This window comes from Pseudomonas sp. FSO-7, assembly GCF_059579345.1.
In genome coordinates, this window is record NZ_CM184193.1 from 5,615,430 (window position 1) to 5,629,915 (window position 14,486).

At 61.6% G+C, this 14,486-nt stretch carries 9 protein-coding genes; all 9 read left to right on the forward strand.

Annotation, left to right across the window (positions count from 1 at the left end; translation table 11 throughout):
- Positions 1-4 precede the first annotated feature (4 nt).
- The 9 genes from AC515T_RS24585 to AC515T_RS24625 all read left to right on the forward strand — a co-directional run bounded on the left by AC515T_RS24585 (position 5) and on the right by AC515T_RS24625 (position 14,485).
- Entirely contained in the window at positions 5-1,438 is a 1,434-nt protein-coding gene (locus AC515T_RS24585; RefSeq protein ID WP_496530356.1) for a sigma-54-dependent transcriptional regulator, read from the forward strand.
- A gap of 722 nt (positions 1,439-2,160) precedes the next feature.
- Positions 2,161-3,558 (forward strand): polynucleotide adenylyltransferase PcnB, encoded by a 1,398-nt coding sequence (locus AC515T_RS24590; RefSeq protein WP_305468523.1) that lies wholly within the window; start codon positions 2,161-2,163, stop codon positions 3,556-3,558.
- Positions 3,559-3,561: 3 nt separating this feature from the next.
- Positions 3,562-4,044 carry a 2-amino-4-hydroxy-6-hydroxymethyldihydropteridine diphosphokinase gene (gene folK / locus AC515T_RS24595; RefSeq protein WP_496530357.1) on the forward strand — a complete coding sequence of 161 codons (483 nt, stop codon included), beginning with the start codon at positions 3,562-3,564 and terminating at the stop codon, positions 4,042-4,044.
- Positions 4,045-4,409: 365 nt separating this feature from the next.
- Positions 4,410-5,210: a 3-methyl-2-oxobutanoate hydroxymethyltransferase gene (gene panB, locus AC515T_RS24600; protein WP_072411753.1), complete on the forward strand. Its 801-nt coding sequence runs from the start codon at positions 4,410-4,412 to the stop codon at positions 5,208-5,210.
- Positions 5,207-6,067, forward strand: coding sequence for a pantoate--beta-alanine ligase (gene panC / locus AC515T_RS24605; protein WP_496530358.1), 861 nt, complete (start codon positions 5,207-5,209; stop codon positions 6,065-6,067). The genes panB and panC overlap by 4 nt, the downstream gene beginning before the upstream one ends.
- A gap of 336 nt (positions 6,068-6,403) precedes the next feature.
- A complete protein-coding gene (pgi, locus tag AC515T_RS24610; RefSeq protein ID WP_060740585.1) occupies positions 6,404-8,068 on the forward strand; it encodes a glucose-6-phosphate isomerase in 1,665 nt (554 codons plus the stop codon).
- A 205-nt stretch (positions 8,069-8,273) separates the two neighbouring features.
- Complete coding sequence (gene acs, locus AC515T_RS24615) at positions 8,274-10,211, forward strand: acetate--CoA ligase (protein ID WP_496530359.1); 1,938 nt, start codon at positions 8,274-8,276, stop codon at positions 10,209-10,211.
- Positions 10,212-10,413: 202 nt separating this feature from the next.
- Positions 10,414-11,430, forward strand: coding sequence for a class I SAM-dependent rRNA methyltransferase (locus tag AC515T_RS24620; protein ID WP_496530360.1), 1,017 nt, complete (start codon positions 10,414-10,416; stop codon positions 11,428-11,430).
- Positions 11,431-11,551: 121 nt separating this feature from the next.
- A complete protein-coding gene (locus tag AC515T_RS24625) occupies positions 11,552-14,485 on the forward strand; it encodes a DUF748 domain-containing protein (protein ID WP_496530361.1) in 2,934 nt (977 codons plus the stop codon).
- Position 14,486: the final 1 nt, after the last annotated feature.

Here is a 14,486-nt window from a genome sequence, read left to right on the forward strand (position 1 = left end):
ATCAATGCCGCACATTTTGATCGTCGAAGACGAAACAATTATCCGCTCCGCCTTGCGCCGCCTGCTGGAACGCAACCAGTACCAGGTCAGCGAAGCCGGTTCAGTGCAGGAAGCACAAGAACGTTTCAGCATCCCCACGTTTGACCTGATTGTCAGCGACCTGCGCCTGCCTGGCGCCCCGGGTACCGAGCTGATCAAGCTCGGCCAGGGTACGCCGGTGCTGATCATGACCAGCTACGCCAGCCTGCGCTCGGCGGTCGACTCCATGAAAATGGGCGCGGTGGACTACATCGCCAAACCGTTCGACCACGACGAGATGCTCCAGGCCGTGGCCCGCATCCTGCGCGACCGACAGGCGGCGACCAGCAACCCGGCGGAACCCGTCGGCAAGGCCAGCGTCGCGGCGAAAGCCGGCATCAGCAACAGTAATGGCGAAATTGGCATCATCGGCTCCTGCCCGCCCATGCAGGACCTGTACAGCAAGATCCGCAAGGTAGCCCCAACCGACTCCAACGTGCTGGTCCAGGGCGAATCCGGCACCGGCAAGGAGCTGGTGGCCCGCGCCCTGCACAACCTGTCGCGCCGGGCCAAGGCACCGATGATCTCGGTGAACTGCGCGGCGATTCCGGAGAGCCTGATCGAGTCCGAACTGTTCGGTCACGAGAAAGGCGCGTTCACCGGCGCCAGCGCCGGGCGTGCCGGGCTGGTGGAAGCGGCGGACGGCGGTACGTTGTTCCTCGATGAAATCGGCGAACTGCCACTGGAAGCCCAGGCGCGCTTGCTGCGGGTGCTTCAGGAAGGTGAAATCCGCCGGGTCGGCTCGGTGCAGTCGCAGAAGGTCGATGTCCGCCTGATCGCGGCCACCCACCGTGACCTCAAGAGCCTGGCGAAAATCGGCCAGTTCCGCGAAGACTTGTATTACCGCTTGCACGTGATCGCCTTGAAACTCCCTGCCCTGCGCGAGCGTGGCGCGGACGTCAATGAAATCGCCCAGGCGTTTTTGGCCCGTCAGAGCGCGCGGGTCAACCGCACCGACCTCAAGTTCGCCCCGGACGCCGAACAGGCCATTCGTCATTACGCCTGGCCGGGTAACGTTCGGGAGCTGGAAAACGCGGTCGAGCGGGCGGTGATCCTGTGCGAGAGCCCGGAAATCTCTGCCGACCTGCTGGGCATCGACATTGAACTGAGCGACCTGGACGATGAAGAATTCATCGGCCTGGCCCCGCAACAGGGCGGCGCTGCCAACAACACCAGCCACGAGCCCACCGAAGACCTGTCCCTGGAGGACTACTTCCAGCATTTCGTCCTGGAGCACCAGGACCACATGACCGAGACCGAACTGGCCCGCAAGCTGGGCGTCAGCCGCAAGTGCCTGTGGGAACGGCGCCAGCGCCTGGGGATTCCACGGCGCAAGACCGGGGCAACCAGCGAAAGCTGACTGTGTGGGAAGGTTCAAACACTGATGGATGTGAAAAAACTGTTACCCCAGTCTTTTTCACGTAACAGAAGCCGGGGTTTACGGTAACGAAACCCCGGCTTTTTTTCGCCTCGGAAAAATGGCTATAACCATAGAACCCCCGGTTTCTCTGGGTTTCACAAAAGTTGGCACGCACCCTGCTATAGCTTTGGTACAAGAACAATAACAAGCAATGCAAAAGACAATAAAAATAAGACGAATCGACTCACGCACAATAAAAACAAGACGGCGAGAGGCGCAGCTAACTGATTCTTTTGGAGAGGCGTTGTATTTGGGGCTTGCCCCACAACCAGGCCGAGAACAATAAAAACTGTCTCAAGACAGGTGCCTGAACTGGTTGGATCGGTTGATCACTGCAACACAGCGACCAAAGCAATCCGTTTGCTCTTGGCTCCCGATTGGGAGGGTCACGAAGGAAAACCTCGTGGCGCGGGCACTCAACAAAAACAAGAAGCCCGAAACCAATAATAAAAACAGAGCACGCAACTAATTCTGGGGGAGCTTCGGCTCCCCTTGTGGTTTCTGTCATTCCCCTTCCCTGAAGCCTACAAAGCTTGTCGCTTGAAGCTTGCAGCTCAAAGCTGCTCCGTCCTACACCATCCCTCGACTAAATGCTAGAATCCCCGCCCATCATGCGGTCATTCTTTGTTTTTGGCCGAATATTCCTTCAAACAGTGCATCCCATGCTGAAGAAGCTGTTCCAGTCATTCCGTTCTCCCTTGCGTCGTACGCAACACATTCGCAGCACGCCTGAAGTGCTCAACAGCGGCCAGCATTCGCTGCAAAAGGCCCAGTTCAGCCGTTATGCGGTGAACATCGTCGAACGTTTGCAGAACGCCGGCTACCAGGCTTACCTGGTCGGTGGCTGCGTGCGCGACATGCTGCTCAACATCACGCCCAAGGATTTCGACGTCGCCACCAGCGCCACGCCGGAACAGATACGGGCCGAGTTTCGCAATGCACGGATCATTGGCCGGCGCTTCAAGCTGGTCCATATCCACTTCGGCCGCGAAATCATCGAAGTGGCGACCTTCCGCGCCAATCACCCGCAAAACGATGAAGAGGAAGACAGCAACCAGTCTTCCCGCAATGAGAGCGGGCGCATCCTGCGCGATAACGTCTACGGCACACTGGAAGAAGACGCGCAACGCCGCGACTTCACCATCAACGCCCTGTATTACGATCCGGTCAGCGAACGCATCCTCGATTACGCCAACGGCGTGCACGATATTCGCAATCGCCTGATCCGCCTGATCGGCGATCCCAAGCAGCGCTACCAGGAAGACCCGGTGCGGATGCTGCGGGCCGTGCGTTTCGCCGCCAAGCTGGATTTCGGCATCGAAAAACACAGCGCCCTGCCGATTCGCGAACTGGCACCGATGCTGCGAGAAATTCCTTCGGCCCGACTGTTCGAAGAAGTGCTCAAGCTGTTCCTGTCAGGCAACGCGGCCGACACCTTCGAGATGCTGGTGGACCTGCAGCTGTTCGATCCGCTGTTCCCCGCCAGTGCCGAGGCCTTGGAGCACAACCCGACCTACACCCACACCTTGATCAGCGAAGCACTGATCAACACCGACCTGCGCATCAAGCAGAACAAGCCGGTGACGCCGGCGTTCCTGTTCGCCGCCTTGCTCTGGCCCGCCCTGCCGGCTCGGGTGCTGCGCCTGCAAGACCGTGGCATGCCGCCGATCCCGGCGATGCAGGAAGCCGCCCACGAGTTGATAGCCGAACAGTGCCAGCGCATCGCTATTCCAAAACGCTTCACGATGCCGATCCGCGAGATCTGGGACATGCAGGAGCGCCTGCCACGGCGCAGCGGCAAACGGGCCGACCTGCTGCTGGACAACCCGCGTTTCCGCGCCGGCTACGACTTCCTGCTACTGCGTGAAAGCGCAGGCGAGCAGACCGATGGCCTGGGCGAATGGTGGACCGATTACCAGGACGCCAACGACAGCGAGCGCCGCGACATGATCCGTGAGCTCAGCGGCAAGGATGACGGCGCCAGCGGTCCACGCAAGCGCCGCCGCAGCAGCGGTGCCAAGCGCAAGCGTGCCGGCGTACCGAGCGCATCGGGCGAGTAATCGATGGAACGCATCTACATCGGCATGGGCAGCAACCTGGCCGAACCCGCCGAACAATTGCGCAGTGCCGTCCAGGCGCTGGCGCAATTGCCCGATACCCAACTGGTGGGGGTCTCGGCGTTTTATCAAAGCGATTCCCTGCTACCCGGCCAGCCGCGCTACACCAACGCGGTGGCGGCGCTGGACAGCCACCTGGCACCGCTTGACCTGCTCGATGCGCTGCAAGCCATCGAAACCGGACAGGGTCGCGAACGTCTCGAACGCTGGGGCCCACGCACTCTGGACCTGGATATTCTGCTGTTTGGCGATCGCCTGATCGACGAGCCACGGCTCAAGGTCCCCCACTACCACATGCAGGCCCGGGCCTTTGTCCTGTACCCACTGGCCGAACTGGCCCCGGTCGACCTGCGCCTGGCCGATGGGCGCCTGCTCAAGGACCTGCTTGCGGCGTGCCCATTCGTCGGCCTGGAACGCCTTCCGAACTGACGCAAATCCACCTTGTGGGAGCGAGCTTGCTCGCGATAGCGATGTGTCAGTCGACACTTGGATGGACTGATCCACCGCTATCGCGAGCAAGCTCGCTCCCACAGGATTCGGGACCCGGCAGTCAGATCAGAAACACGCCCCTACGCTGAAACGCATCAGTAACCCCGGTAACACCCGGCGGTAACACATCCAATTGACTTCCCGAGTGCTCCTCACGACTATAGGCGTCCCGTAGCCGCCAACGCGGCGTTTAAAGGGCGCAATCCAGGCCTTACAAGCACCACGCATAGAAGGTGCGCCTGTATAAATGACGAATCATGCGCGTTACTCGCAGTAGTTCACGAGCGCCTAATGAGGACTTTTTCATGCCAGCTATTACCCTGACCACGCTGCAAGGTCTCAAGCAAAAAGGTGAAAAAATCACCATGCTGACCTGCTATGACGCAACCTTCGCCCATGCCTGCAATGAGGCCGGTGTCGAAGTGCTGCTGGTGGGCGATTCCCTCGGCATGGTGCTGCAAGGTCACGACAGCACACTGCCGGTGACCACCGCCGAGATGGCCTACCATGTGGCCGCTGTCAAACGTGGTAACACCGATGCGCTGATACTCGCCGACCTGCCGTTCATGGCCTACGCCACCCTCGAACAAACCATGACCAACAGCGCCATGCTCATGCAGGCCGGTGCCCACATGGTCAAGGTCGAAGGCGCGTTGTGGCTGGCCGATTCGATTCGGCTGCTGGCCGAGCGGGGTATCCCAGTGTGCGCGCACCTGGGCCTGACCCCCCAGGCGGTGAATATCCTCGGCGGCTACAAGGTCCAGGGCCGCAATGAAAACCAGGCGCGGCAGATGCGCGCCGATGCGATTGCGCTGGAGCAGGCGGGCGCGGCGATGTTGCTGCTCGAATGCGTGCCCAGCGAACTGGCGGAAGAAATCACCCAGGCGGTGAAGATCCCGGTGATCGGAATCGGTGCCGGCAACGCCACCGATGGCCAGGTGCTGGTGCTGCACGACATGCTCGGGCTGTCGATCACCGGTCGCGTGCCCAAGTTCGTGAAGAACTTCATGGCCGGGCAAACCTCCATCCAGGGCGCCTTGAGTACCTACGTCGCTGAAGTCAAGGCCGCGACTTTCCCGGGCGCCGAACACGGATTTTCCGCATGAACACCGTCAAAACCGTACGCGAACTGCGAGCCGCCGTGGCCCGTGCCCGCGGCGAAGGCAAGCGCATCGCCTTCGTACCGACCATGGGCAACCTGCACAGCGGTCATGTGGCGCTGGTGACCAAGGCCGCGCAACGGGCCGACTTCGTGGTGGCGAGCATTTTCGTCAATCCGCTGCAATTCGGTGCTGGCGAAGACCTGGACAAATACCCCCGCACCCTGGCGGCCGACCAGGAAAAACTGCTCCAGGCCGGCTGCCATCTGCTGTTCGCCCCCAGCGTCGAAGAAATGTACCCCGACGGCATGGCCGGGCAGACCCGGGTCAGCGTCCCGCAATTGTCCGAGGGCTTGTGCGGTGCCAGCCGTCCCGGGCATTTCGAGGGCGTGGCGACAGTGGTCAGCAAGCTGTTCAACATGGTCCAGCCTGACCTGGCGGTGTTTGGCCAGAAAGACTTCCAGCAACTGGCGGTGATCCGCGCCCTGGTCCATGACCTGAACATGCCGATCCAGATCATCGGCGAGCCGACCGTTCGCGCCGAGGATGGCCTGGCGCTGTCGTCGCGCAATGGCTTCCTCAGCCCGGATCAACGCGCCGTCGCGCCCGTGGTCTATCGCGTCCTGAGCCAGATCGCCGAGTCAATCAAGCAGGGCCAACGAGATTTCCCGGCACTGATCGGCGAACAGCTCAAGCAACTGGAAGCCGCCGGCCTGCGTCCCGATTACCTGGAAATCCGTCACGCCAAGACCCTGCGCCCGGCGTTGAACGAGGACCGCGACCTGGTGATCCTGGTGGCCGCCTTCCTCGGCACCACGCGCCTGATCGACAACCTGCATCTGGATCTCGACAGCCCCGCCTGAACATCACAAAAACCTGTGGGAGCGAGCTTGCTCGCGATAGCAGTGGGTCAGTTGATGTAATGCTGACTGACACACCGCGATCGCGAGCAAGCTCGCTCCCACAGTTGATCAGTAATATCCCCAACACCTCCGTCTGTCGGCCCCTTCCCACCCCCGTTGTATAAAAAAGTACCGGGAATCGGTCTTACAAAGTCAAGACAGATCGCAACGCGAGGTTTACTGTAGTCGCCCTGCGTCCGGCGATCGTGTCGACGCAGTGTCCGCACGCCCACCTCGAGCCGCGTCGGAATTTTTAGTGTACAAAAGGTCGTTCAAGTAAAAAGGAAACCCGCAGCGATGGCGTATTACCGAACCCCTCATGACGTGACCGCTCTGCCAGCTTGGCAAGCGCTGAATGACCACCGCAAAGCCATGCAGGATTTCAGCATGCGCGAAGCGTTCAATGCCGATCCGCAGCGTTTCACTCAATTCACCCTGTCGAGCTGCGGCCTGTTTCTCGACTACTCGAAAAACCTGATCAACGCCCAGACCCGCGACCTGCTGGTGGGCCTGGCCAACGAAGTCGACCTCAAGGGCGCGATCAAGTCGCTGTTCGAAGGCGAAATCGTCAACGCCTCGGAAAACCGCCCTGCCCTGCACACCGCCCTGCGTCGGCCGGTGGGCGACAAATTGCTGGTCAACGGCGTCAACGTGATGCCGGACGTGCATAAGGTGTTGAACCAGATCACTGACCTGGTCGGCCGCATTCACGACGGCCTGTGGCGCGGCTACACCGAGAAGCCGATCACCGACGTGGTGAACATCGGCATCGGTGGTTCTTTCCTCGGCCCGGAACTGGTGTCCGAAGCGCTGTTGTCCTACGCGCAAAAAGGCGTTCGCTGCCACTACCTGGCGAACATCGACGGCAGCGAGTTCCATGAACTGACCATGAAGCTGCGCGCCGAGACCACACTGTTCATCGTCTCGTCGAAATCCTTCAATACCCTCGAAACCCTGAAGAACGCCCAGGCCGCCCGCGCCTGGTACCTGGCCCAGGGTGGTTCCGAAGCGGAGCTGTATCGCCACTTCATCGCCGTGTCGAGCAACAATGCCGCCGCCGTAGCGTTCGGCATCCGTGAAGAAAACATCTTCCCGATGTGGGACTGGGTCGGCGGGCGTTACTCGCTGTGGTCGGCCATCGGCCTGCCGATAGCCCTGGCCATCGGCATGTCGAACTTCAAGGAATTGCTCTCCGGCGCCTATTCCATGGACCAGCATTTCCAGAGCGCCCCGTTCGAGCAGAACATGCCGGTGCTGCTGGCGCTGCTGGGCGTGTGGTACGGCAATTTCTGGGGCGCGCAGAGCCATGCGATCCTGCCGTACGACCACTACCTGCGCAACATCACCAAGCATTTGCAGCAGTTGGACATGGAATCCAACGGCAAGAGCGTGCGCCAGGACGGTACGCCGGTGTCGACCGACACGGGCCCGGTGATCTGGGGCGGCGTCGGCTGCAACGGTCAGCACGCCTATCATCAGTTGCTGCACCAGGGCACCCAGTTGATCCCGGCCGACTTCATCGTGCCGATCGTCAGCTTCAACCCGGTTTCCGACCACCACCAGTGGCTGTACGCCAACTGCCTGTCCCAGAGCCAGGCGCTGATGCTGGGCAAGACCCGCGCCGAGGCCGAAGCCGAGCTGCGGGACAAGGGCGCCAGCGAAGAAGAGGTGCAGAAACTGGCCTCCCACAAGGTGATTCCGGGCAACCGTCCGAGCAACACCCTGGTGGTCGAACGCATCAGCCCACGGCGCCTCGGCGCATTGGTGGCGCTGTATGAACACAAAGTGTTCGTGCAGAGCGTGGTCTGGGGCATCAACGCCTTCGACCAATGGGGCGTGGAGCTGGGCAAGGAACTGGGCAAGGGTGTCTACAACCGCCTGGTGGGCAGTGAAGAGAACCCGGCCGAAGATGCCTCGACCCAGGGCTTGATCAACTACTTCCGCGGGCGTCACCGCGGCTGATCGTCCCCCGCTCCCACAGCTCACCGCTGATCCCTGTGGGAGCGAGCTTGCTCGCGATGGCGGTGTGTCAGTCAACCTCTGTGTTACTGATCCACCCCCATCGCGAGCAAGCTCGCTCCCACAGTTGCTTTGTGCATGACTTGAACCCTCCGGCTACTCGGCGCATCTTTATGACTTGTCGCAAAAACAAGAATAAGGAACCGTCATGTTCGATATCAGCCAGTACCCCCACGCCGATGCCGTCCGCCGGGCTGCGCAACTGAGTCAAGACGAGTACAAGCGGCTCTACAAAGAATCCATCGAACACCCCAGCGCCTTCTGGGCCGAGCAGGCCATGCGCTTTCTCGACTGGATGACGCCTTGGCAAACCGTCCAGCGCTATGACCTCAAGAATGGCGACGCGTCCTGGTTCGCCGGCGGCAAGCTGAACGTCAGCGCCAATTGCATCGACCGTCACCTGGACACCCGTGGCGACCAGGTCGCGATCATCTGGGAAGGCGACGACCCCGCCGAATCGGCGCAAATCACCTACAGGAAACTGCACAATCATGTGTGCCGCCTGGCCAACGTGCTGAAAAGCCGTGGCGTGAAGAAAGGCGACCGGGTCTGCATCTACATGCCGATGATTCCCGAGGCCGCCTACGCCATGCTCGCCTGCACCCGCATCGGCGCGGTGCATTCGGTGGTGTTCGGCGGCTTCTCGCCGGACTCCCTGCGCGACCGGATTCTCGATGCCGATTGCCGCACCGTGATCACCGCTGACGAAGGCGTGCGTGGCGGGCGCTTCATACCGCTCAAGCGCAACGTCGACAAGGCCCTGGAAAGCTGCCCGAACGTCAGCACCGTGCTGGTGGTCGAGCGCACCCAGGGCGAGGTGGGCTGGGTTGAAGGTCGTGACCTCTGGTATCACCAGGCCATGCACGACATCAGCGACGACTGCCCGCCCGAATCGATGGACGCCGAAGACCCGCTGTTCATCCTCTACACCTCCGGCAGTACCGGCAAACCCAAGGGTGTGCTGCACACCACGGGCGGTTACCTGCTGCAAGCGGCGATGACGTTCAAGTACGTGCTGGACTACCGCGACAACGAAGTGTTCTGGTGCACCGCCGATGTCGGCTGGGTCACCGGCCATAGCTACATCGTCTACGGCCCGCTGGCCAACGGCGCCACCACGCTGATCTTCGAGGGCGTGCCGAGCCACCCCAGCAGTTCGCGCTTCTGGCAGGTGATCGACAAGCACCAGGTCAACATCTTCTACACCGCACCGACCGCCCTGCGCGCGTTGATGCGCGAAGGGCCCGGACCGTTGCAGGAAACCTCCCGCAAAAGCCTGCGATTGCTCGGCAGCGTCGGCGAGCCGATCAACCCGGAGGCATGGGAATGGTATTTCAACACGGTCGGCGAACAGCGCTGCCCGATTGTCGATACCTGGTGGCAGACCGAAACCGGCGGCATCATGCTCAGCCCGTTGGTCAGCGCCCCACGGCTCAAGCCGGGCTGCGCCACCCGGCCGATGTTCGGCGTGCAACCGGTCTTGCTGGATGAGGTGGGCAAGGAGATCAACGGCGCCGGCAGCGGCGTGCTGGCGATCAAATCCAGTTGGCCGGGGCAGATTCGCAGTGTCTATGGCGACCACCAACGCATGGTGGACACGTACTTCAAGCCCTATCCCGGCTATTACTTCACCGGCGACGGCGCGCGCCGCGACGAAGATGGCGATTACTGGATCACCGGGCGCATCGACGATGTGATCAACGTCTCTGGGCATCGTATTGGCACCGCCGAGGTGGAAAGCGCCCTGGTGCTGCACGACAACATCGCCGAAGCCGCCGTCGTCGGTTATCCCCATGACCTCAAGGGCCAGGGCATCTATGCCTTTGTCACGCCGATGAACGGTGTGGAGGCCAATGACGAGCTGAAGAAGGAATTGCTGGCCCACGTCAGCAAGGAAATCGGCAGCTTCGCCAAGCCGGAACTGATCCAGTGGGCGCCGGCGCTGCCCAAGACCCGTTCGGGCAAGATCATGCGGCGCATCCTGCGCAAGATCGCCTGCAACGAACTCGACAGCCTCGGCGACACCTCGACCCTGGCTGATCCAAGTGTGGTGGAGGGGCTGATCGACAAGCGCTTGAATCGATAAGCCCGACAAGAACCTGTGGCGAGGGAGCTTGCTCCCGCTGGAGTGCGTAGCACTCCCAAAATCATAGGGCCGCTGCGCAGCCCAGCGGGAGCAAGCTCCCTCGCCACGGGACCGCATCGGGTTCGCAGCCTGATGCAACCTCAAACCCGATCTTTCATAACTGCTAAACTCCCGCGCCTCATTTCTCAAAGGCGCGCCCGGCATGTCTTCCTTGAATCAGGCGCTGCGCGCCGCCCTCGACCAGCGCCAAGACCTGCTCGGCCAATTGCATGAACAAGGCACCGACTGCTATCGCCTGTTCCATGGCAGCCAGGAAGGCGCGCCCGGCCTGACCGTCGACCGCTATGGCCCGCAATTGTTGGTACAAAGCTTCCATCAGTCGCTGGAGCGCGACGACCTGCTGCAACTGCACGGCATCGTCAACGAACGGCTTGGCCTGGAAACCTTGTTGGTCTACAACGACCGCGCCCGGGGCAATTCGCGCATCGACCGCCAGGACACGGTCTATCAGGCTGACGAGGCCGCCCTGCAAGACCTGGTCGGGCATGAATGGGGCTTGAATTATCGCGTTCGCGGTCGCCATGCCGGGCAGGATCCCCTGCTGTTTCTCGACCTGCGCAACGCCCGGGGCTGGGTCAAGGCACACAGCCGCGGCAAAAGCGTGTTGAACCTGTTCGCCTACACCTGCGGCGTCGGCCTGAGCGCTGCGGCCGGTGGCGCGCGGGAGGTGTGCAACCTGGACTTCGCCGAAGGCAACCTGGCGGTGGGCCGCGAAAACGGCCTGCTCAACCCCGATTTGCCGCCGATGGAGTTCGTGCAGTCGGACTACTTCCCGGCGATTCGCCAACTGGCCGGCCTGCCCATCAGCCAGCGTCGCGGGCAAAAATTGCCCAGCTACGTGCGACTGGAGCAACGCCAGTACGACCTGGTGCTGCTCGACCCACCGGCCTGGGCCAAAAGTGCGTTCGGCACCGTCGACTTGTTGCGCGACTACCAAAGCCTGCTGAAGCCGGCGTTGCTCACCACCGCCGACAATGGCGTGCTGATCTGTTGCAACAACCTGGCAAAAGTCCCCATGGACGACTGGCGCGATCAGGTGTTGCGTTGTGCGGAAAAAGCCGGTCGCCCGGTGCGCGAGTGGAGCGTACTGACACCCGGCAGCGATTTCCCCTCTCAGGACCTGCAGCCGCCGCTCAAGACATTGATCCTCCAGCTCTAGGTCCGTGTCGGAATTCTCACCGAGAAAACCAGACAAATCTCATAAATCACAGTGGCTTCGGAACCGTAAACGCATGCCATACTCCAAGGCATTCCGAATTCACACCAAGATGAAGCCGCACATGCCCAAAGGATTGATTCGCGCTATCGGCGCCCTGTTGACCGCACTGGCCCTCTACAGTCTGTTGGGTTTTCTGATTTTGCCAGGCATTGCCTTGCGCATCGCCAACCAGCAATTGGCTGCCCATGCGACGGTGCCGGCACAGATCCAGCGCCTCGAACTCAATCCCTTCAGCCTTGAAGTCACCCTCTGGGGCCTGAATATCGGCGAGCCAGGCAAGGAGCAGGTCGGCTTCGAACGGCTGTACGCCAATTTGCAACTCGACAGCCTGTGGTCCGGCGCCCTGCACCTGGTCGACATCGAGCTGGACAAGGCCAAGACCGAAGTGGTGTTCGCCAAGGACGGTCAGTTGAACCTGCTGGGGCTGTTCAAGCTGCCGCCCAGCGAACCGACGCCCGCCGATCCCGAGGCCAAGCCGTTCCCACTGCGGGTCGATCGAATCAAGTTGGCTGGCGGTTTTTTGCATTTTCAGGACCTGCGTCCCAGTGAGCCCATCGAGTTCCTCTACGACACCCTCGATTTCGAGCTGAAGAACCTCAGTACCCTGCCCGATGACAATGCCGACATGACCCTGGTGGCCGCCGGTCCCGAAGGCGGACAGATCGACTGGACCGGTAATTTCAGCCTCACACCGATTGCCTCCCAAGGTACGCTCAAAGTCACTGGCGGCCAGATGAAAGCCTGGTGGCCCTATGTGCGCGACGCCGTACCGCTGGTGCTGGAAAATGGCGTCCTGAACCTCAGCACCGACTACAAGCTCAACCTGGCCAAGGGCACCGAACTGCTGCTCGACAATGTCGCGGTCAGCGTCGCGCCCTTCGCCATCAAGACCCCCGATGGCCGTCCACTGGTGAAACTCGAACGCCTGGATGTCAGCGAAACCACGGTGGACCTGGCCAAGCAGCAAGTGGTGGTGGGCAAGATCCGCAGTCAGAAGCTGGAAACCTGGGCCGCTCGCGAGGCGGACGGGCAGCTGGACTGGCAGAAGCTCTTCGCCAGCCAACCGGCCAAACCGCAGGTCAAGGCGGAACCGGCCTCCGCCCCGGCGGCGGCCGACTCACCAAAAGCTGAACCGGCACCGCCCGGCAAACCGTGGCAAGTGCTGTTGAAGGACGTGCAACTGCGCGACTACCGAGTGCACCTGGCCGACCGCCAGGCGCAGCCCGTCGTGGCCCTGGAGGTCGGCCCGCTGAACCTCGACCTGCAGAATTACGACACCCTCAACGGCTCGCCCTTTACCCTCAAGCTGGACACCGGCCTGGGCAAACAGGGCAAGATCCTGGCCGACGGCGAGGTCAACCTGAACCCGATCAGCGCCAGGCTCAAGGTCAAGACCCAGGACATCGACCTGCGCGTCGCCCAGTCGTACATCAACCCGTTCATTCGCCTGGAGCTGCGCTCCGGGATGCTCGGCAGTGACCTGGCGGTCGACCTCAAAAGCACCGAGCCGCTGGCCTTTGCCGTCACCGGCCGCGCCCAGGTCGATCAGTTGCACACCCTCGACACCCTCAAGACCCGTGACTTCCTCAAGTGGCAGAAACTGGTCCTCGAAGGCCTGAATTACCAGCACGGCGACAGCCTGTCCATCGACAAGGTCAACCTGTTCCAGCCTTATGCGCGGTTCATGATCAATGACGACCGCACCACCAACGTCGATGACCTGCTGATCCCGCAACCGGCCGACAGCGGCACGAAGAGCACCGCGGCAAAACCGGCGTCCCAGGAAAAACCGCTGGGTATCCACATCGGCGGCATTGCCATCAACGACGGTTCGGCCAACTTCGCCGACTTCAGCCTGACGCCCAATTTCGCCACGGCCATCCAGCAGCTCAATGGCCAGATCGGCACCATCGACAGTCGCCAGGCCCAACCGGCCACCGTGGACGTCAAGGGCAAGGTCGACCGTTACGCGCCGGTCACCATCAAAGGTGCGGTCAACCCCTTCGATCCGATGGCCAGCCTCGACATCGCCACCAGTTTCAAACGGGTCGAGCTGACGACCCTGACGCCCTACTCCGGCAAGTTCGCCGGCTATCGCATCCGCAAGGGTCGGCTCAATCTCGACCTGCATTACCGAATCACCAAAGGCCAGCTCCAGGCGGAGAACAAGGTGGTGGTCGAGCAATTGCAGTTGGGGGAAAAAGTCGACAGCCCGGACGCCGTGAGCCTGCCGCTGAAGCTGGCCATCGCCTTGCTCAAGGATTCCGAGGGCAAGATTTCCATCGAACTGCCGGTCACTGGCAACCTCAACGATCCGCAGTTCAGTGTCATGCCGATCGTCTGGCAGACCCTGCGCAACCTGGTGGTCCGCGCGGCCCAGGCGCCATTCAAACTCATCGGCGGGCTGGTGGCCGGTGGCGGCTCCGAAGACTTGGGCAGCGTGGCATTTGCGCCGGGCTCCAGCGACCTGAGCCAGGACAACCAAAGCACGCTGCTCAAACTCTCCGAAGCCTTGGCCAAACGGCCGGAGCTGCGCCTGGAAATCGAAGGCACCGCCGCCGAGAGCAGCGACGGGCCATTGCTCGCCGCCCAGCGCCTGGAACGCGAATACCAGTACAACTACTACAAGATGCTCCAGCGCCGGGGTGACAAGGTTCCGGCCCAGGCTTCGCTGATAGAGGTGCCCGAGGATGAAAAGCCGCCCCTGCTTGAAGGCATCTACCGCACGCGCCTCAAGACCCAGCCGCCGGCCGAATGGACGCAACTGGATAAAAAGGCCCGTATCGAAAAACTGCGCGAAGGCGTGATCAAGTTCTGGAGCGGCAGCGACGTGCTCTTGCGTCAACTGGGCCAGGAGCGGGCCAGCAGCATCAAGGACTTCCTGGTGGACAAAGGCCAATTGGCCGACGACCGCGTGTATTTCATCGACGCCAGCCTCGGCCAGGCCGAAAGCGATGGCCGAGTGATCACCCCTATGCATCTGGATGCCGAATAAG